The sequence below is a fragment of the Kitasatospora sp. NPDC043950 genome, assembly GCF_056435345.1.
Genome location: NZ_JBWKER010000037.1, coordinates 41288 through 58317 on the forward strand (window position 1 = coordinate 41288; position 17030 = coordinate 58317).

A 17030-nucleotide genomic window follows, 5' to 3' on the forward strand; every position below is an offset into this window, starting at 1 on the left:
GGGCGGCCTCGGCCGTTTTCCCCGGAGTGGCGGGAATGCCCCGCGCCCCGGCGGTGTTGCGCCGGGAAGGGCCGGGGCGAAACGGATGCCCCGGCCCTTCCACCGGACCGGGAGCGGGACTTGAACGACGCGATCAAGCACAGCCACGTCGAGGTGAACGGTGTCCGTCTGCACGTCGCGGAACAGGGCGAGGGCCCGCTGGTCCTGCTGCTGCACGGCTTCCCGGAGAGCTGGTACTCCTGGCGCCACCAGTTCGCCCCGCTCGCCGCGGCCGGCTACCGGGTCGTCGCCCCCGACCAGCGCGGCTACGCCCGCAGCGAGCAGCCCGAGCGGGTGGACGCGTACTCCCTGCTGCACCTGGTCGGCGACGTCACGGCGCTGATCCGCGCGCTCGGCGAGGAGCGGGCCGTCGTGGTCGGGCACGACTGGGGCGCGCCGGTCGCCTGGGCCACCGCCGCGCTGCGGCCGGACCTGGTGCGCGGGGTCGCCGGGCTGAGCGTGCCGCCGCTGCCCAGCGGGCCGCGGCCGCTGCGGGAGTCCCGGGAGAACTTCGGCGAGGGCTTCTACCAGAACTACTTCCAGGAGCCGGGCCGCGCCGACGCCGAACTGGCGGCCGACGTGAAGTCCAGCTTCCGCCGCATCCTGGGCGGTGGCCCGCGCGGTGGGGGGAAGCCGCAGCCATGGGTCGTCCCCGAGGGCAAGGTCCTGCTGGACACCATCCCGGAGCCGGCGCAGCTGCCGGCCTGGCTCACCGAGGCGGACATCGACGCCCTCGCGGCCGACTACGCCCTGCACGGCGAGCACGCCTTCACGGGCGGGCTCAACTGGTACCGGAACATCGACCGCAACGCCGAACTGATGGCCGCCTTCGACGGCGTGACGATCGACGTGCCGGCGCTGTACGTGGCCGGCGAACAGGACATGGTGAACGCGCTCGTCCCACCGGAGGTGCTGGCCCACCTGCTGAGCCGGGTGCCCAAGCTGCACCGCCACGTCCGGCTGCCGGACACCGGGCACTGGACGCAGCAGGAGCGCCCGGCGGAGGTCAACGAGGCGCTGCTCGACTTCCTCAAGCACCTGGACGCCTGACGCCCGCCCGGCTCCGGCCCGGATGCCGGGTCGGATCCGGGTTGCGGAGGTCCGGCGGCGCGATCAGTGGTGGTGGTGGCTGCCCATGGGGTGGTCGCAGGCGCGGCACCTCCGGATGAAGAGGAGGCTCAGGCCGACGGTGACCACCGCGCCGAGCGCCACCCCGGTGCCCCGCACCGTCTTGCGGGCCGCGTTGCCGCCGATCGAGCCGGTGCACCGCGAGCAGTTCTGGCATCCGGTCCGCACCGGGATCTTCTTCCCCACGACGCTTCCTCCCAGGCGAGGTCCCGACCAGCGGCCGGGCTCGTGAACGTCCCGCAGAAGCTTATAACTTGAGCTGCCCGTCGATAACGTGAGCTGCCCGTCCTCGCCCGGTGAACGATCATCCGCCCGAAGGACCGGCCCCGTACGGGTCGAGGAGTTCGGCCACGAGCCGGCGCGCGTACGCGGGGTCGAGGCCGGCCGGGCGGAAGAGGATGCGGTACATCAGGGGGGCGACGACGCCGTCCATGACCGCCTCGACGCCGGGCGTGTCCTCCCCGCGGCCGCCCGCCCGGCTCAGCACGGCGCCGACCTGTTCGGCCGCGTAGTCCGAGCACTGACCGGCGTTGCCGCCGTCCGGGTCGCCGAGCAGGGCGTCGCGGATGTAGGCGCGGCCCGAGGGGGAGGCCATCTCGTCGAGGAACTGTTCGGCCCAGGCCGTCAGGTCGGACCGCAGGTCGCCCAGGTCCTCCGGCGCCGTGTCGGGCCGCAGGCGCTCCACCGCGACGTCGGACAGCAGCTCCTGGAGATCACCCCAGCGGCGGTAGACCGTCGACGGGGTGACGCCCGCGCGCTGCGCGACCAGCGGCACCGTCAGCGCGTCGCGGCCCACCTCGGCGAGGAGTTCACGCACAGCGGTGTGCACCGATGCCTGGACCCGGGCGCTGCGCCCGCCGGGGCGCACCATCTGTTTGCGACTCATGATAAACACCTTAAAGCACAATCCTTGCGTTTACGGGTGCCGGGGTGCCGGGGTGCCCGCCTCGGAGCCGGACGGCGGGCCGGCGCCGTCCGGCCCGGCCCGCCTGCTGTTCTCAGACCGCCGGCGCGAGCGCCCGGGCGGGCTGCGTCCGCTCGAAGGCGTGGCCGACCCGCAGCAGCGTGCGCTCTCCGAGCGGCCGGCCGAGCAACTGCATGCCGATCGGCAGGCCCGCCGCGTCCCGGCCGACCGGGACGGACAGGGCGGGCACCCCGGTGATGTTGGCGGGGGCGGACAGGCGCACATAGGCGTCGGGGACGCTCTCGACCGTGCCGTCGGGCCAGGTGACGGCCTCCTGGTCGGTCCGTACCGCGGTGACCGGGACGGTCGGGGCGGCGATCACGTCGACCTCCTCCAGCATCCGGGCCCACTCCTGCCGCATGAGCGTCCGGGAGCGCTGGGCGCGCAGGTAGTCCCCGGCGGTCATCAGCTCGCCGGCCTCCAGGAGGGCGCGGACGTCCGCCTGGTACAGCTCGGGCACCGCCCGCAGGGAGCGCTCGTGGTAGGCGGTGGCCTCCGGTGCCACCAGCCCCCACAGAGTCGCCTGGAGGTAGCGGGTCATCGGGATGTCGACGTCGACGAGCCGTGCGCCGAGTGCCTCCAGGTGCTCGATGGCGCGCCGGACGGCGGCCTCCACCTCCACGTCGACGCGGTCGAAGTAGTAGCTGCGCGGCACGCCGACGCGCAGCCCCGTCAGGTCCGTGTCCGCGCCCGGCTGATGGCCGACGGCGGGGGTGGCCAGCGAGGCGGGGTCGCGCGGGTCGTGCCCGGCGAGGGCGTCCAGGACGAGGGCCGTGTCCTCGACGGTCCGGGCGATCGGGCCGACGTGGTCCAGCGACCAGGACAGGGACGCGACGCCGTGGCGGGGGACGAGGCCGTAGGTCGGCTTGAGGCCGACGACCCCGTTGAGCGCGGCGGGCACCCGGATCGAGCCGCCGGTGTCGGTGCCCAGCGCGAAGGTCGCGGCGCCCGCGGCGACGGCGACGGCGGATCCGCCGCTGGAGCCGCCGGCGACCCGGCCGCGGTCCCAGGCGTTGCCGGTCTGCGGGGTGGTCAGGCCGTAGGCGAACTCGTGGGTGTGCGTCTTGCCGACCAGGATCGCGCCGGCCGCGGCCAGGCGGGCGGCGACCGTGCTGTCGGCCTGCGCGCGGTGGTCGGCGCGGACCCGGGAGCTGGCCGTGGTGGCCAGCCCGGCGACGTCGATCAGGTCCTTGAGCCCCATCGGGACGCCGTGCAGCGGCCCCCGGTGCAGGCCGCGCGCCGCTTCCTGCTCGGCCTCGCGGGCCGCCCGGCGCGCCCGCTCCGCGGTGACCGCGACGTAGGCGCCGAGGTGCGGTTCGACCAGCTCGATGCGGTCGAGGACCGAGTCCACCAGTTCGACGGGGGACAGTCGCCGGGCCCGGATCTCCTCCGCGGCGGCGGCGAGGGAGAGCTCATACGGCTGCATCGTGCGTCTCCTCGTCCGTGTAGTGGGCGCTTTCCGCGCGGTAGGCGCTCGCGGGCGGGGTGTCCCCGAAGTCCAGCTCCCGCAGGACCGCGACGACGGAGAGCAGCTGGTTGGCGGTAGCCGCGACCGGGTCGTGGCGGTCGGCGGGCAGGGGGAGCCCGGCCCGGGCGGCCCAGCGGGCGGCCTCGGGTGGCGTGAGGTCGGTGGCGGGCCGTTCGGTGGCGGACGGACCGGTGGGCGGTTCGGCGGGAGGTTCGGCGGAGGGGTGTTCGGTGGTGGGCGGTTCGGCGGAGGACATGGGCGTTCTCTCCTGATCGGGGCTGGAGCGAGATGGCACCCGCACCAAAAGCTAACTGTTTGCGTTAGTTGGACTGTAGGTCCTACGATGGCTTAACGCAAACCGATTGCGTTTACGGGAGGAGCCCCATGTCCGGCGCCACGTCCGAAGCCCCCGCCCCCATCCCCGCCTGGACGGTGGGAGGCGTCACCGTCCACCGCATCGACGAGACCCTCCTGCCGCCCGCGACCGGGCCGTGGCTGCTGCCCGAGGCCACCCCCGAGGTGGTGACCGGCCACGACTGGCTGCACCCCCACTTCGCCGACCACGAGGGTGTCCTGCACCTGGACAGCCACAGCTTCGCGTTCGCCGTGGGCGGGCTGCGCGTCCTCGTCGACACCGGCATAGGCAACGGCAAGGAGCGGGCCAACCCGGCCTGGCACCACCTGCGGACCGACTACCTGGAGCGCCTCACCGCCGCCGGCTTCCCCCCGGACTCCGTCGACCTGGTGATCCTCACCCACCTGCACGCCGACCACGTCGGCTGGAACACCCGGGAGGTGAACGGCGAGTGGGTCCCCACCTTCCCCCGCGCCCGCTACCTCACCTCCCGCGCCGAGCGGGAGTTCTGGGCCGGGTACGACCTGGAGGAGGCGCGGAGGCAGATGTTCCTCGACTCCGTGATCCCGGTCGAGCGGGCCGGGATGCTGGACCTCGTCGACGTCCCGGCCGAGGGCGTCGAGGTCGCCCCGGGCCTGCGCCTGATCCCCACCCCCGGCCACACCCCCGGCCACGTCGCCGTCGAACTGACCAGCCGGGGCGAGGCGGCGCTGATCACCGGTGACTGCGTCCACCACCCGGTCCAGCTCGCCCACCCCGCCATCGGCGCCTGCGTCGACATCGACCCGCGGCAGTCCGAGGCCTCGCGCCGCAAGCTCCTCGGCTCCCTCGCCGACACGGACACCCTCCTGCTCGGCACCCACTTCGCGCCGCCCACCGCCGGTCGCGTGCTCACGCACGGGGACGCCTACCGGCTGCTGCCCGTGCCCTCGGCCTGACGCCGCGTTCGACCTCCCCGGGACGCTCGCACCCCTTCACTAGTCCTGCGCCCGAGGTCCGTCGACCGCACACCCGGATCGAGCGGGACGGGCGCGCGGGGTAGGGGTGGTGAGTCGGAGTCGGCTCCCCGGGGTTCGATTCCCGCGTGATCTGTCGTTTATCTGGCGATACCGCCGCTGAGCTGCGAAATCTCGCTGGCAGCGGACGTCGGTGATCCCCTAGAGTCGGCGCGCCCGCCCCGGTCGGGGCGTTGGCGGCACCGGCGTGCGAGTCCGAGCACGCGGCGATTCCAGGAGTTGACGATCTGATGGTGTGTGTGGCGTGTGGGGCGCGTCCCGCGGGGACCGAGAGCCGACGCTGCTTCGGCTGCGCGGAGGCGGCGCCGGGCTGGGCGGCGGCGCTCCGACCGGCGAACAGCCTTGCCATCGCGGTCTACGTCCTGCTGGGGGTGAACGCGATGCTGGCGGCGGGGGCGGTCGTGGCCGGCCTCTGGTCCGATGCCCTGTTGGGCCAGTTGGCGGACGGGTCGGCTGACCTCGACGACTTCGATGCCGTGGACTCCCTGGTGAAAGGGCTGAACGGGGTCTTCCTTCCGTTGGCGCTGGTCACCGCCGTGGTGTTCATCATCTGGTTCTACCGCATCCGCCAGAACGCCGACCTGCTGCTGCCGCACGGGCACCGGCGCGGACGCGGCTGGACCATCGGGGCCTGGGTCACCCCGTTCGTCCTGCTCTGGTTCCCCTGGCAGCTGATGGTGGACTGCTGGCGGGCGAGCGCTCCGCTGGACGCGGAGGGACGGCGCCGCACGGTGTCGGAGAAGGTCCTGGTCCTGTGGTGGTCCACCTGGATCGGCGCGCTGGTCGTCAACCGGATCGCCAGCTCGATGATGAAGCACGTGAACCTGACGGTGCTCGACAGCCTGGAGGACCTGCGCGAGACCATCCGGGTGGAGACCGCCGGCTCGGCGCTGCGCCTGGTCGCGGCCGTCGCGGCGATCGTGGTGGTCCAGCGGCTGACGGCCATGCAGTGGGCGCGCCGGGCCGACATCAACCCGCTGGCCGCCAGGGCCGCCCAGGTGGCGGCCGAGGAAGCTCGGGCCCAGGCCCAGGCCAAGGCCCAGGCTTAGGCCGCCACGGCGGCGGACTCGGAAGCTCCCTACACCGGCAGCAGGCGGGCGATCAGTTCGCCGAAGCGGCGGGCGTTGCGGCAGGAGTGCATCTCCACGACGCCCGCGTAGGCGGCTGCGGCGGAGTCGCCGGTCCGCCAGAGGGCGGGCTGCTCGGGGTTGAGCCAGTGGACCCGCCGGGCCCGGCCGGCGATCCGGCGCAGCGCGTCCAGGTTCGGGTCGCGGTGGTTGTTGCGGGCGTCGCCGAGGATCAACACGCTGGTGCGCGGGCCGACCGCGTCCAGGTGCCGTTCGGCGAACTCGCCCAGGGCGGAGCCGTAGTCGCTGTTGCCGTGGTGGCCCATCACCTTGGCCTCGGTGAGGATCCGGGCGGCGAGCCGGGCCGGGTCGGCGTCGCCGCGCGCCAGCAGGGCGGTGACCTCGGCGGTGCGGTTCAGTACCTGTGTCTGAACCCCCGATCCGGGTAGCCTGGAGCCCTAGCCTGGGCTGGTGTCCGAGGACAGCGGGCCGGTTGGTGAGCGGTGGTGCGAGGCTGCGACGTACGGCTGAGGCCGGAGTCGCGGCCCGGTACGCGTTTCTGCTCGACGGCGTGTCGTGCCAGGCAGTGGCGGGTGGACCAGCGGCTGCGGAAGCGGGTGGCGGCCGAGCTGAGCGGGGCCGGCCGGGTGGAGTGCCCGGAGTGCGACGCGTGGTGGGTGGCCGGGGTGGATCGGCGTTCGAACGCCCGGTACTGCTCGCGGCGGTGCGTGATGAGGGCCTGGCGGTCTCGGAACGAACCGTTCGGCGAACGGTCACAGTGACCGTTGAGCGAACGCCGAGACGGTCACGATTCGCTCAACTTCGTTCATCCGCAGGCTAGTTGTTGTGATCACCACATTCCGGGCCGGACTCTGCTGCACGGAAGCGGACCGGTCCCGTCACGGCCAACTGCCGTGCCTGGTACGCGAGTTGGTGGTGAGATTCCACATGGCTCAGGAGATAGCGGAGAAGGTCGGCTGCGTCAGCGCCGACCGATACCAGGAGATCGTCGCCGAGCTGCGGAAGCTGGTCGAGACGACCACCCGCGCGCAGTTCACGATCGGCGACTACGCGCTGGAGATCGAGCCGATGCGCGAGGTCGGCGGCCAGGAGCACAGCGACGAGATGTTCTCCGTCAAGAAGTCGCTGGCCCGGGTGGCCGACGACGTCGGCCTGACCTACTCGCAGGTCAGGCGGGCGAGGTGGACCTCTTCGCGGTGGCCCAAGGACCGCCGGCAGGCCGGCGTCTCCTTCACGGTCCACGAGGTCCTGGCGGGGATCGCGGACGAGCGGGAGCGGTTCGAGGCGATCCTCAACCCACCGCAGCCCCGGGGAAGGTGGACGGCGGACGACGCCAAGCGCAGGGTCGGCCGGCAGGTCGATGTTCCGGTGACCCCGCAGGAGAAGGTCAGCGCGATCCACACCCTCGCCCAGGACGAGGAGGTCGCCGCGGTGGTGACCGGCGACCTGCTGCGGCGTCCGGGCGTGGTCGCGCAGGTCAAGCCGGAGGACAAGGTCCGGGTGGTGGAGGAGCTGACCCGCGACGACGAGGTCGCCGCGGCGGTCGCCCCCAAGTTCCTGCACCGGCCGGCGGTGGTCGCCCGGGTCGCCCCGGCGGAGAAGGTGAGGGTGGTCGAGGAGCTGACCCGCGAGGACCACGTCGCGGCGGAGGTGACCACCGGGCTGCTGCGGCGCCCGGACGTCGCGGCCCGGGCGATGGCCGACGACACCGCCCGCCACCAGGTCAACCACGCCCAGGTCGAGCGGGGGCGGCAGGCCCGCGAGCACTTCGAGGAGAACAGCCCGATCGCGCCGGTGATCCGCAAGATCGACCGGTCGGTGGAGTTCCTGGACCTGGTGACGGCCTGCCACGCGTTCGTCGCCGCGGCCGGGCGGGTCGTCCCGGGCCTGCGCGACCGGCAGCTCGGCGACGACGAGCAGTCGGTGATCCGGGAGAACTGCGCGCGCGTGAGGGCGACGCTGGACTGGATCGAGACGGCGGTCGACACCGGGAAGGTCGACATGGACGGCGAGCTGGCCCGCCTGCTCCAGGGTGAGTAGGCGATGCCCCGCGCCTCCCGGCGCAGGTCGGCGGCGGCCGAGCGGCACGCCGACACCGTTCGCAAGGTCCTCTTCGAGGCCCGTCCCGCCGGGCTGACCTTCGACCAGCTCGGCCGGGCCTCCTCGCTCAGCGCGGGTCAGGCCCGGGCGGGGCTGGCCTGCCTGCGCGACACCATCGCCGAACGGGGCTGGCCGCCGCTGATCTGGACGAGGGCGGACGGCTACCGGTTCTGCTCCGACCCGGTCGAGCTGCAGGCATACGAGGCCGCGGTGATCCGCGAGAAGCTCACCGAGTTCCGCCGGTTCATCACCGGTGTTGTCGCCCCGCACTTCGCCCTCCAGCCCAAGGGCCGGTGGGTGAAGCACCTGAACACCCAGATCAGCTCGGTGGAGTCCACGCTCGAAATGATCGCGGACTACAGCGATGCCGGACCAGGGCCTTCGTCTTGAGGGGAGGGAACGAGGTTGGCCCGGCGTCGCTGCTACCCGTCGGACACCTTCGACGACGAGTGGGCGCTGATCGAGGCGCTTCTGCCGGTTCCGGCCTGCGAGACGAAGGCCGGCGGGCGGCCGGAGAAGCACCCGCGTCGGGAGATCGTGGACGCGATTCGGTACGTCGTGGACACGGGCTGCAAGTGGCGCGCGCTGCCGAAGGACTTCCCGCCCTGGCGCACGGTTTTCGGCTTCATGGCGCGCTGGGCGGCGGCCGGGGTGATCGGCCAGATCCGTGACCAGCTCCGCGCCCGGGTCCGCCGGGACATGGGCCGGGCGCCGGGCGCGGTCGCCACGATCATTGACTCGCAGTCGGTGAAGGCCGCCGAGACGGTCGGCAAGGACAGCCGGGGCTACGACGCGGCGAAGAAGATCAACGGCAGGAAGCGGCACCTGGTGGTGGACACGAAGGGCCTGCCGCTGTTCGTGATGGTCACCCCCGCCGACATGACCGACCGCGACGCCGCGAAGGAGGTGCTGTTCCGGCTGCGGCTGATGCACCCGGAGATCACGATCGTCTGGGCCGACTCCGCCTACGCCGGGCAGCTGGTCGGCTGGGCGAAGAAGTACCTGAACCTCACCATCAAGACGGTGAGCCGGCCCAAGGACGCGAAGGGGTTCGTGGTCCTGCCGCGCCGTTGGGTGGTCGAACGCTCGCACGCCTGGGTGATGCACGCCCGCCGGCACGCCCGCGACTACGAACGCCTCGTCCAGCACTCCGAGTCGCTGATCACCTGGGCCGCGATCACCCTGATGACCAGGCGCATCACCAAGCGGCAGTCCAGGCGCTCGGGCCAGCCGGCGTCCCGCGAGGCCCAGCGGGACTGATCGTTCTCGGAGTCGGCCAACCGATCGCCACCCGGAGCCGCCGGAAGAACCGGCCGACCCCTACTCTCCCACGACCTCCCGGCGCCGGTCAGCCGGTTCGCCGACACCGGGGCCGCTTCCTGCCCGATGATGTGATCCATCCGACGAGCAGGGTGAACGGGCGGACTTGGGGGAAGGGCCACGCATGGAGATCATCAGCAGCACCGGCTTAGGCCGGCCCTGGCCCGAGCTGATGCCCGACCGCCGTCCGGCCCTGGTGGTCCCCGCAGCCCCCGGTCGTCCCCTGCTCGCCGAAGACGGCTGGGCCCCGCACGACGACGTCCCCGCCCTCACCACCGGTCAGCAGTGCGCCTGGTCCACCGTCCTGGACGGCTACCGGCTGACCGTTCGTCGCCCGTGCGGCCTGACCTGGTTCGACGGCGAGATCGCCGCCACCCGGGAGTGGCGAAACCGCGTCCACGTCCACGGCGCGCTGCTGCTGATCTCCGGCCCGTTCACCAGCGTCTTCGATTTCCGGCCCGTCGCCGCGGCCGGCCGCCTTCTGCTCCTCACCACGCCGGTCCGGCCCGCGGCCGGCACCTGACCGTCTCGGTTCAGTCGGGTTCCTCTTCCGCGTCGCCGATCTCCGCCCGCAGGTCGTGGATGCTCCGCAGGATCTCGATGAGGGCCGCCTCCGTCCGGCCGAGACCCCGGCGGACCCCGTCCACGTCGCCGGCCTCGAAGTGGAGGTGGGCGCCGAGCGCGTCCACCGCGACGGCGATCGCCATCGCCGACGCCATCCGGCCCGGGGGCGTCTCGTCCTGGTCAAGGCCCATGAGCTGCACGCCAGTGCGCTGCAACCGGTTGATCAGCGCGTTGGTCGACACCGCAGAGCCGGGGCCGGCCTGGTCCATCCACCCGAGCAGCACCTCGGCCTGGTCCTGGTCGACCCCCAGCCTCGTCGCGGCGGTGACCTCCAGTTCGACCCTGGCCAGCAGTACGCCGAGCAGCCGCCGGCGGTTTCCCTCCTCCGGACCCTGCGGCCACAGTTCAGGATCGAGTACGGGCTGGTCCCCCAGCGCGACCAGGGCCGCATAGACCTGCTCGGCGCTCACCGGGAACTCGCTCTCGACGCTCACCCGGCCCAGCCTCCCCGGTCAGCAGCGCGAGCGCGCGGACCCACGCCCGAGACACCACCCGTTCGATTCCCGGCCCAGCCGAACGCTTCGCACACCCTCAGAAGCAGGTATTCAGCGAACTTCACACACATGAAGAACACGGAAGTGCTGGCTCAAGATAACGGCCGCAAGCGCCACCTGGTCGTGGACACCCACGGCCTGCCGCTGTTCGTCATGGTCACCCCGGCCGACATGACCGACCGCGACGCGGCGAAGGAAGTGCTGTTCCGGCTGCGGCTGATGCATCCGGAGATCACGATCGTCTGGGCCGACTCCGGCTACGCGGGCCCGAAGCTGGGCGGCTGGGCGAAGAAGTACCTGAACCTGACCCTCAAGACCGTCGGCCGGCCGAAGGGCGTGAAGGGCTTCGTCGTGATCAAGCGCCGTTGGGTGGTGGAGCGGTCGATCGCCTGGATCACGCACGCCCGCCGGCACGCCAGGGACTACGAACGGCTGATCCAGCACTCCGAGTCGTTGATCACTTGGGCCGCGATCACCCTCATGACCAGGCGCATCACGCAAAGACAGTCCCGCCGGGCCGGCCAGCCCAATCCCCGCGCCCCGATCGGGCACTGATCATTCTCAAGTTCCCCGTCGGGAACGCGGCCGGGAAGAACCCGAGTCACCGGCCGGCGCCTCACTCTCCCACGGCCCCGGGCGGCCTGTCAGAGGATTCGCCGCGCTGAAGCAAACACCCGGCGGGTGATGTGATTCGTCGCCTCACTTTCCTGATGGTCAAGGCCAGTTGATTTTTTGGGCTTAAGGAGTGAAATCATCGCAAAACGCGCAAAGAGGCGTCCGCGCTGAGCGATAGCAAGCGTATTCCCCGGGACTATGACACAAAGTCTCACACTGAGGAGAAATTGTGATCAAGAAAATGGCGGTCGTCGCGGCCGCTGTCACCGGTCTCGTGCTCACGAACGCGGGTTGGGCTGTCGCCAGCTCAGGCGGCGATCACGGGCACGGCGGAAACTCCGGAATCGCCTGCGTCGTCGGCGACGACGCAGGATTCTCCAACAACTGCGGCAACACGTACGTCTACGCCCCCAGCGTTCTGGGCAACCTGCTCAGCCTGCTCTCGCCTCCCCCCACTGGTGGTGGCGGTGGCAACAATGGCGGTGGCAACAATGGCGGTGGCAACAACGGCGGTGGCAACAACGGCGGTGGCAACAGCGGTGGCAACAGCTGACCCGGCCCCGCCCTGGCATGTTCTGCCTTGGCCTCCCCTGGACCGGTGAGCAATCGGGTTAGGGTGCTCAGGCCATCGGCCCCAGCGCCAGCCCTCCGTCGATGGGCCGCCGCTGGGGCCGGCTGCTGCCGACTTCGCGTCCTCGCCGAGCTTCGATGTCCAGGGCCCAGGGCCCAGGTCACACGATCACAGACTTCAACCAGTACCCGGACCGCCCCCCTGGCTGACCATCCGCCGGCCCGGTGGCCGCCTGACTTGGTTCGACGGCGATATCGCCACCACCCGCGAGTGGAGCCGTACGGTCCGCGCGCACCGCACTCTGCCGCTGATCACCGGCCCGTTCACCAGCGTCCTCGACTTCCAGTCCGCCACCACAGGCCGGTTGTTCCTCCTCCCCACCCCGCTCCGGGTCGCCGACGGCACCTGAGATCATCCCTGTTCGATTCCTGACCTGGGCAGATGCCGCCCGGATGAATGAAAACAGGCTCTCACGAAGGCGAACACCCGCACCTTGCTGAACTGTTCGCTCATCGCCCGCACCAGCAGCATGGTGAAGTCGGCGAATCCGGCCACCGAGCCGGAGACGTCGCACAGCAGCACGAGTTCCGGCCGGGCCGGGCGGCGCAGCCGGTAGGCAGGGCGCAGCGGCACCCCGCCGGTGGACAGCGAGCGACGCAGGGTGCGGCGCAGGTCGATCCGTCCGCGTGCGGCGCGGCGGCGCCGGGCGGCCAGCCGGGTGGCCAGCTTGCGGGCCAACGGGTGGACGGTGCGGCGCAGTTCGGCGAGCTGGTCCCGGCCGGCGGCGAGGAAGTCAATCCGGTCGGCGGTGGGTGCGACGGCGCGTTCGGCGATCCGCTCGGCGCCGCGCAGTTCGGCGACCCGGCGGCGGGCCTCGGTGGCGACCAGGGCGCGGAAGTCCTGGATGCGGCGGCGGATCTCGTCGGCGAGGACGCGGTCGGACAGGTCCGGGGCGGCGGCCCGCTCGCGCAGGGCGGCGAGGATCCGGGCGAGCAGGGTCTCGGGGGCGAGCCGGCCGAGCGCCTGGTGGGCCGACCAGCCGTCCGAGGCCGGCGTGGCACCGGCGCCGTACCGGCCGAAGGCCTCCACCACCTCGCCGGCCAGCCGGGCCTGGGCGGCCCGGTCGTCGGCGGCCAGGGCGGCGGCGAGGCGCTCGCGCAGGTCGTCGCGCAGCGGGTCGGGGCGGCCGGGGCGCGGTGGCCGGGGGTCGTCCGGGAGTGCGGGCGGGTCGGCGCGGACGGCCTCGGGGGTGCCGACGCCGAGCGGGAAGAACAGGTCGAACGTGGCGTCGAAGAGGGCCCGTTGGGTGTCCGAGCGCAGCAGCGCGGCGGCCAGGCCGGCCCGCATCTGCTCGCGGTCGGCGAATCCGAGGACGTCGAGGACGGCGGCCGCGTCGACCGTCTCGGCGGGGCCGATCCGCAGGCCGTGCCCGCGCAGCGCGCGGACCAGGCCGGTGAGCCGGGCGGCGGTGTCGGCCGGGGGCGGGGCGGTGGTCATGCGGGGGTGAGCTTCTGCGCGGCCTTCCGGATGTCGTCCTGGTGCTTGAGGATCACCCCGAGGGTGTCCTGGACGACCGCCTCGTCGAGGGTGTCCGCGCCGAGCGCCAGCAGGGTGCGGGCCCAGTCGATGGTCTCGGCGACGGACGGCGCCTTGCGCAGGTCCATCGCGCGCAGCGCGCCGACCACCCGGACCAGCGAGGCGGCCAGCGTGTCGTCCAGGCCGGGCACCTTGCGCCGGACGATCTGCCGCTCCAACTCGGCGTCCGGGTAGTCGAGGTGGAGGAAGAGACAGCGTCGACGCAGTGCCTCGGACAGTTCACGGGTGGCGTTGGAGGTGAGCAGCACGAAGGGGCGGCGGCTCGCGGCGATGGTGCCGAGTTCGGGCACGGTGACCTGGAAGTCGCTGAGCACCTCCAGCAGCAGCGCCTCCACCTCGACGTCGGCCTTGTCCATCTCGTCGATCAGCAGCACGGTGGGCTCGTCGCCGCGGATGGCGGTGAGCAGCGGGCGGGTGAGCAGGAACTCCTCGCCGAAGATGTCGGTGCGGGCCTGGTCCCAGCCCTCGTCGCGGCCGGCGGTGATCCGCAGCAGTTGCTTGGCGTGGTTCCACTCGTAGAGCGCGCGGGCCTCGTCGATGCCCTCGTAGCACTGGAGCCGGACCAGCCGGGCCCGGCCGATCGCGGCCACCGCCTTGGCGAGTTCGGTCTTGCCGACCCCGGCCGGGCCCTCGACCAGCAGCGGCTTGCCGAGCCGGTCGGCGAGGAAGACGGTGGTGGCCACGGCGGTGGAGGCCAGGTAGCCGGTGGCGGCCAGCTGGTCGGCGGTGTCCGCCACCGATGCGAAGAACCCCGTGCCGTCGCCGCTGCCGCTCATCTGCCCGTCCCGTTCCTGTCGGCCGTGTCCGTGCGGCAGCACCCTACCGGCCGGTCACTTCGCCGTCTCGGGGGATTCGGCGGGTGGCGAGGGCTGAGCCGGGCCGGCGGCGGGGCGTGCTTCTGGATCACCTGGCGGGCGTGCGGGCGCGCCGGAGCGGCGTACGGCGACCGCGGTCGCCGTACGCCGCTCGTCTGTTCCCGCCGGTCGGCCGTCAGTTGACGACGTCTGACCGGACGTCAGTCGACGAAGGCCCCTCGGGTCGTCAGTTGACGAAGATGAGCGGGCTGCCCGCCACCGAGGTGTCGGTGACCGGGCCGTAGGTGGCGCTGAAGTAGCCGGTCGAGAAGCACAGGCCCGAGCCGGAGACCAGGTTGAACGGCTGGGAGGTGAAGCCGATGGTGTTGCCGGTGTTCGAGGTGGTGCCGGAGATGCCGGTGGTGGTCTGGTAGACGCAGTTGACGCTGCCGAGGATGGTGCTGAGCACGACCGTGGTCTTCATCGCGCCGGCCGCGCCGGGGGTGAGGGCGACCGGGTTGCCGGGGCCGTCGCCGACGGTGTTGGTGAACGGCAGGTTGTTGACGGTGATGCTCTTGACGCCGGTGACGCCGAGGACGTTGGAGGAGCAGGAGCCGAAGGTCTGGGTGTTGAGCTGCTCGACCGCGCTGCCGGGGGCGGCCGGGTTGGCCGTCACGGTGGCGGAGAAGGCCGAGTTGGCACAGCTGATGCCGCTCGTTCCGCTGGCGCTGCTGTAGAAGGTGGCGGTGGTGCCCGAGACCAGACTGGCGGTGAGGACGTCGCCGACGGCGACGTCCGGGCCGCTGCTGCTGCCGGTGGTCAGCACCGCGGAGCCGTCGGCCTGGGCGGGTGCGACGGCGGCGCAGGTGAAGGCGAGGGCGGCGAGGGCCGCGGTACCGAGCGTGCGGCGAAAGCGCATGAGGGTGACCTCTCTCCGTGCGGAGACGGGTGGGGGTGGCCCGCGGTGCGGGTGTGGTGGCGTGCACGGCGGGGGAGGTGCGTGGGCATGGCGTGCCGGGGGCTTCGCGGGGCCGTGGTGCGGTGGGCCCGGCGCCACGGGCCCGCTCGTACGGCACAGCGGTGTGAAGGTGCGGACGTGCGCTGCGAGTGCAGGAGTGCACGTCGGCGGCTGCCACCGCCGCGGGCCTGCGTCCGCTCGTGGTCCCGTGGCCCGGGCTGCTCGCCCGGGGCCGCCGGAGCCCCTGGAGGTCGTCCGGTGGTGACAGGGTCGCCCACCGGTTGGAAACCTGTCAGTGTTGTAAACCCGATGTTGCGTCAATGTCAATACAGGTAACAGGAGTTGGTGATGGAACGGAAACACCTCCGAAGTGCCGACGTGATCCTGCTGCCGGGCGCGCGGGCCGGTCGTGACCCAGCCCGGTCCATCAAGCGCGGCCCGAGCCGGCTGCCTCCGGGCGTGGTGGCCGCGACCCAGCGCGAGCGACTGCTCGACGGGCTGGTCCAGACGGTGGCCGCGCGCGGCTACCAGCACGCCACGGTCAGCGACATCTGCCGCGCGGCCGGGGTGACCAGGCCGGTCTTCTACGAGCTGTTCAGCGGCAAGGAGGACGCCTTCCTGGCCGCGCACCGGCACGGCACCGGGGTGGTTCTCCGACGGATGGCGGCGGCCTTCGCGGCGGAGTCCGACTGGTGCGCCGGGATCCGGCAGGCGCTCGGCGCGATGCTCCATCTGTTGGCGGGGACACCGGCCTTCGCGACCATGGCGGTGATCGAGATCGAGGCGGTCGGACCGGCCGGCCGCCGCGAGCGGGACCAACTCCTCACCCGGTTCCGGGCGTTCTTCGCCGAGGTGCCCCAACCGCTGGGCGGTGTGCGGGTTGTGGAGCTGGTGGATGCCGTGGTGGGCGGGGTCTACAGCGCGCTCTACCGGCGGATCGACTCCGGTCGGACGGTTCAACTTCCGGAACTCCTGCCGGTGTTGAGCATGTTCTGTCTCGCGCCCTTCCTCGGCCCGGCGCAGGCGGCCGTCCGGCTCGGGTTGCCGATCGGTGAAGATCCTTCGTGCACCCGTATTGACCCGGCCACTACCGGGCAGTAGCTTCCCAGTTACTCAAAGCGCGGCCTGACCGTGCCCGCCCCGCTGCCGAGGGGCGGGCGGCCCGGTCGGGCCGTGGAACGCTGTCCGCGCCAGGGCACCGTGCCAGTGCCTGCACATCCCACCCACCCAACAGGGAGCACACATGGCCATGTCCGAGGACGCCGCCGCCGCGGCCGAGACCCCGGAGACGCCGACCGGCACCAGGAGAGGGCGGGTACGGCTCAAGCGCAGCGCCTGGATGGCCGTTCCGGCCGTCGCGGCGGGCGCCGTCCTGATGGCCCTCACCGCCCAGGGCGTACTCGCCGCCCAGTTCTCCATCAGCGGCATGCCGTTCACGATCACCGCGGACAAGCTCGACGGCAAGGGCTTCGCCCAGTTCGGCAGCCTGGACTCGATGATCCCCGACAGCCCCAACCAGGGCTCCACCGGCGGTCAGGTGCTGGTCGCGGTCTCGGCGATCAAGAAGGCCGAGATCACCAACCTGTGCCAGAGCGTGGACCTCGGTGGCGTCAACCTGGTGATCCACGCCGGCGACGCCGGCTCCCCCGTCTCCGCCACCGACCTCACCACCGACTCCGACATGCTGTCCGGTGACGCGGAGTTCACCAACATCGAGATCGGCGGCGACGCCAGCACCTACACCAAGGCCGGCAACGCGGGCAAGGGCAACCCGGGCGTCTTCGGGCAGCAGGCCGACACCGTCGTGCTGACGCACCTCAAGCAGCACAACTACGCGAGCACCGCCGTCGGGTTCAAACTGCCCAACCTGCGGCTGAGCTTCAGCTCCCAGGGCTGCTGA

The 17030-nt window shown here is 72.2% G+C and carries 16 protein-coding genes and 4 pseudogenes; 11 read left to right on the forward strand and 9 right to left on the reverse strand.

The features are described 5' to 3' along the window. The first annotated feature begins 120 nt into the window (after positions 1–120). Entirely contained in the window at positions 121–1089 is a 969-nt protein-coding gene (locus tag AC07BF_RS24165; protein WP_363584761.1) for an alpha/beta fold hydrolase, read from the forward strand. Positions 1090–1152: 63 nt separating this feature from the next. Here AC07BF_RS24165 and AC07BF_RS24170 read toward each other — a convergent pair whose 3' ends face one another. The 4 genes and pseudogenes from AC07BF_RS24170 to AC07BF_RS24185 all read right to left on the reverse strand — a co-directional run. Further along, the gene (locus tag AC07BF_RS24170) at positions 1153–1353 is read right to left on the reverse strand and encodes a hypothetical protein (protein WP_063346158.1); all 201 of its coding nucleotides are present in this window, start codon (positions 1351–1353) and stop codon (positions 1153–1155) included. 118 nt (positions 1354–1471) lie between these two features. Continuing rightward, on the reverse strand, positions 1472–2053 hold the full coding sequence (locus tag AC07BF_RS24175; RefSeq protein ID WP_363625455.1) for a TetR/AcrR family transcriptional regulator: 582 nt from the start codon (positions 2051–2053) through the stop codon (positions 1472–1474). A 112-nt stretch (positions 2054–2165) separates the two neighbouring features. Continuing rightward, positions 2166–3557 carry an amidase gene (locus AC07BF_RS24180; protein ID WP_363629845.1) on the reverse strand — a complete coding sequence of 464 codons (1392 nt, stop codon included), beginning with the start codon at positions 3555–3557 and terminating at the stop codon, positions 2166–2168. Further along, a pseudogene (locus AC07BF_RS24185) lies at positions 3544–3765 on the reverse strand (hypothetical protein); the annotation flags it as partial. The gene AC07BF_RS24180 and the pseudogene AC07BF_RS24185, both read right to left, overlap by 14 nt. 218 nt (positions 3766–3983) lie before the next feature. Between AC07BF_RS24185 and AC07BF_RS24190 the strand changes: the two are divergent. Beyond that, positions 3984–4892, forward strand: coding sequence for an MBL fold metallo-hydrolase (locus AC07BF_RS24190; RefSeq protein ID WP_478333895.1), 909 nt, complete (start codon positions 3984–3986; stop codon positions 4890–4892). A gap of 308 nt (positions 4893–5200) precedes the next feature. After that, on the forward strand, positions 5201–6019 hold the full coding sequence (locus tag AC07BF_RS24195) for a DUF4328 domain-containing protein (protein WP_478333896.1): 819 nt from the start codon (positions 5201–5203) through the stop codon (positions 6017–6019). Positions 6020–6048: 29 nt separating this feature from the next. Here the strand turns inward: AC07BF_RS24195 and AC07BF_RS24200 are convergent. After that, positions 6049–6456 (reverse strand): annotated as a pseudogene (locus AC07BF_RS24200) (VWA domain-containing protein); the annotation flags it as partial. Positions 6457–6985: 529 nt separating this feature from the next. Here AC07BF_RS24200 and AC07BF_RS24205 point away from each other — a divergent pair. From AC07BF_RS24205 to AC07BF_RS24220, 4 genes are all read left to right on the forward strand, one after another. Next, a complete protein-coding gene (locus tag AC07BF_RS24205) occupies positions 6986–8098 on the forward strand; it encodes a DUF6192 family protein (protein WP_363584769.1) in 1113 nt (370 codons plus the stop codon). Between the two features lie 3 nt (positions 8099–8101). Beyond that, on the forward strand, positions 8102–8548 hold the full coding sequence (locus AC07BF_RS24210) for a RacP protein (protein ID WP_363584771.1): 447 nt from the start codon (positions 8102–8104) through the stop codon (positions 8546–8548). A 15-nt stretch (positions 8549–8563) separates the two neighbouring features. Next, positions 8564–9418, forward strand: coding sequence for an IS5 family transposase (locus AC07BF_RS24215; protein WP_363629851.1), 855 nt, complete (start codon positions 8564–8566; stop codon positions 9416–9418). A 184-nt stretch (positions 9419–9602) separates the two neighbouring features. Further along, complete coding sequence (locus AC07BF_RS24220; RefSeq protein ID WP_363584775.1) at positions 9603–10001, forward strand: hypothetical protein; 399 nt, start codon at positions 9603–9605, stop codon at positions 9999–10001. Positions 10002–10011: 10 nt separating this feature from the next. Here AC07BF_RS24220 and AC07BF_RS24225 read toward each other — a convergent pair whose 3' ends face one another. Further along, positions 10012–10536, reverse strand: coding sequence for a hypothetical protein (locus AC07BF_RS24225; RefSeq protein ID WP_478333897.1), 525 nt, complete (start codon positions 10534–10536; stop codon positions 10012–10014). 146 nt (positions 10537–10682) lie between these two features. On the opposite strand from AC07BF_RS24225, the pseudogene AC07BF_RS24230 reads away from it, so the two are divergent. Both AC07BF_RS24230 and AC07BF_RS24235 read left to right on the forward strand, forming a co-directional pair. After that, a pseudogene (locus AC07BF_RS24230) lies at positions 10683–11097 on the forward strand (transposase); the annotation flags it as partial. Positions 11098–11440: 343 nt separating this feature from the next. Beyond that, a complete protein-coding gene (locus tag AC07BF_RS24235; RefSeq protein ID WP_478319174.1) occupies positions 11441–11764 on the forward strand; it encodes a hypothetical protein in 324 nt (107 codons plus the stop codon). Between the two features lie 489 nt (positions 11765–12253). Here the strand turns inward: AC07BF_RS24235 and AC07BF_RS24240 are convergent. From AC07BF_RS24240 to AC07BF_RS24250, 3 genes and pseudogenes are all read right to left on the reverse strand, one after another. Continuing rightward, positions 12254–13279, reverse strand: a pseudogene (locus AC07BF_RS24240) (VWA domain-containing protein); the annotation flags it as partial. Continuing rightward, positions 13276–14154 (reverse strand): AAA family ATPase, encoded by an 879-nt coding sequence (locus AC07BF_RS24245; protein ID WP_363584781.1) that lies wholly within the window; start codon positions 14152–14154, stop codon positions 13276–13278. The pseudogene AC07BF_RS24240 and the gene AC07BF_RS24245, both read right to left, overlap by 4 nt. Before the next feature lie 265 nt (positions 14155–14419). Then, positions 14420–15091, reverse strand: coding sequence for a Tat pathway signal sequence domain protein (locus AC07BF_RS24250; protein ID WP_363584783.1), 672 nt, complete (start codon positions 15089–15091; stop codon positions 14420–14422). A gap of 387 nt (positions 15092–15478) precedes the next feature. On the opposite strand from AC07BF_RS24250, the gene AC07BF_RS24255 reads away from it, so the two are divergent. Together AC07BF_RS24255 and AC07BF_RS24260 are read left to right on the forward strand one after the other, a co-directional pair. Beyond that, a complete protein-coding gene (locus AC07BF_RS24255; RefSeq protein WP_363584785.1) occupies positions 15479–16231 on the forward strand; it encodes a TetR/AcrR family transcriptional regulator in 753 nt (250 codons plus the stop codon). 142 nt (positions 16232–16373) lie between these two features. Continuing rightward, a complete protein-coding gene (locus tag AC07BF_RS24260) occupies positions 16374–17030 on the forward strand; it encodes a DUF6230 family protein (protein WP_478333898.1) in 657 nt (218 codons plus the stop codon).

Coding starts and splice junctions, on each gene's coding strand:
- AC07BF_RS24175 (WP_363625455.1), bottom strand. CDS start 2,053: ATGAGTCGCAAACAGATGGTGCGCCCCGGCGGGCGCAGCGCCCGGGTC.
- AC07BF_RS24180 (WP_363629845.1), bottom strand. CDS start 3,557: ATGCAGCCGTATGAGCTCTCCCTCGCCGCCGCCGCGGAGGAGATCCGG.
- AC07BF_RS24190 (WP_478333895.1), top strand. CDS start 3,984: ATGTCCGGCGCCACGTCCGAAGCCCCCGCCCCCATCCCCGCCTGGACG.
- AC07BF_RS24195 (WP_478333896.1), top strand. CDS start 5,201: ATGGTGTGTGTGGCGTGTGGGGCGCGTCCCGCGGGGACCGAGAGCCGA.
- AC07BF_RS24205 (WP_363584769.1), top strand. CDS start 6,986: ATGGCTCAGGAGATAGCGGAGAAGGTCGGCTGCGTCAGCGCCGACCGA.
- AC07BF_RS24210 (WP_363584771.1), top strand. CDS start 8,102: ATGCCCCGCGCCTCCCGGCGCAGGTCGGCGGCGGCCGAGCGGCACGCC.
- AC07BF_RS24220 (WP_363584775.1), top strand. CDS start 9,603: ATGGAGATCATCAGCAGCACCGGCTTAGGCCGGCCCTGGCCCGAGCTG.
- AC07BF_RS24245 (WP_363584781.1), bottom strand. CDS start 14,154: ATGAGCGGCAGCGGCGACGGCACGGGGTTCTTCGCATCGGTGGCGGAC.
- AC07BF_RS24250 (WP_363584783.1), bottom strand. CDS start 15,091: ATGCGCTTTCGCCGCACGCTCGGTACCGCGGCCCTCGCCGCCCTCGCC.
- AC07BF_RS24255 (WP_363584785.1), top strand. CDS start 15,479: ATGGAACGGAAACACCTCCGAAGTGCCGACGTGATCCTGCTGCCGGGC.
- AC07BF_RS24260 (WP_478333898.1), top strand. CDS start 16,374: ATGGCCATGTCCGAGGACGCCGCCGCCGCGGCCGAGACCCCGGAGACG.